Genomic DNA, 1,008 nt, shown 5'->3' on the forward strand with positions numbered 1-1,008 from the left:
AGCACAGCGAGGTGCAAGGGACATGCACAGACACCACCGAGCCACGGGCCTGGCCGCCGCCGTCATCGCCGGCGCCCTGTTCGCCGCCGGCTGCTCCAGCAGCTCCGGCGGGAAGAAGTCCGAGGAAGGCGCCGCGGAAGCCACCGCGGGCAAGGCCACCACGCCCCGGATGACCGTGGCCATGATCACCCACGCGGCCCCCGGCGACACCTTCTGGGACCTGATCCGCAAGGGCGCCGAAGCCGCCGCCGCCAAGGACAACATCAAGCTCGTCTACTCCAGCGACCCCAGCGCCGGCAACCAGGCCAGCCTGGTCCAGAACGCCATCGACCAGAAGGTCGACGGCATCGCGCTCACCGCCGCCAAGCCCAGCGCCATGAAGGCCGTGGTGACCAAGGCCACAGCGGCCGGCATCCCGGTCGTCGGCTTCAACGCCGGCCTGGACAACTGGAAGGACCTCGGCATGCTCGAGTACTTCGGGCAGGACGAGAACATCGCCGGCCAGGCCTTCGGCGAACAGCTCAACGAAAACGGCGCCCAGCACGCCCTGTGCGTCATCCAGGAACAGGGCCACGTCGCACTGGAGGCCCGCTGCGCCGGCCTGAAGAAGGGCTTCAAGGGCAAGACGGACATCCTCTACGTCAACGGCACCGACATGCCGTCCGTGAAGTCGACGATGACCGCCAAGCTCCAGCAGGACTCCTCCATCGACCAGGTCGTCACCCTCGGCGCCCCCTTCGCCCTGACCGCCGTCCAGTCGGTCTCCGACACCGGCGCCAAGGCCAAGGTCGCCACCTTCGACCTCAACAAGGAACTGGTCACCGCCGTCCAGGACGGCAAGGTCGAGTTCGCCGTCGACCAGCAGCCCTACCTCCAGGGCTACCTCGCCGTCGACTCCCTGTGGCTGTACAGGACCAACGGCAACTTCAGCGGCGGCGGCACCGCCCCGGTCCTCACCGGACCTGCCTTCATCACCAAGGACAACGTCGACGCGGTCGCCAAGTTCGC

General features: G+C 68.2%; 1 protein-coding gene. It reads left to right on the plus strand.

Annotated elements, in window-relative coordinates:
- Positions 1–22 precede the first annotated feature (22 nt).
- The coding region (locus AQJ91_RS48405) for a substrate-binding domain-containing protein (RefSeq protein WP_067036842.1) at positions 23–1,008 on the plus strand (986 nt) is incomplete at its 3' end.

This window comes from Streptomyces dysideae, from assembly GCF_001514305.1.
Taxonomy (GTDB): Bacteria; Actinomycetota; Actinomycetes; order Streptomycetales; family Streptomycetaceae; genus Streptomyces; species Streptomyces dysideae.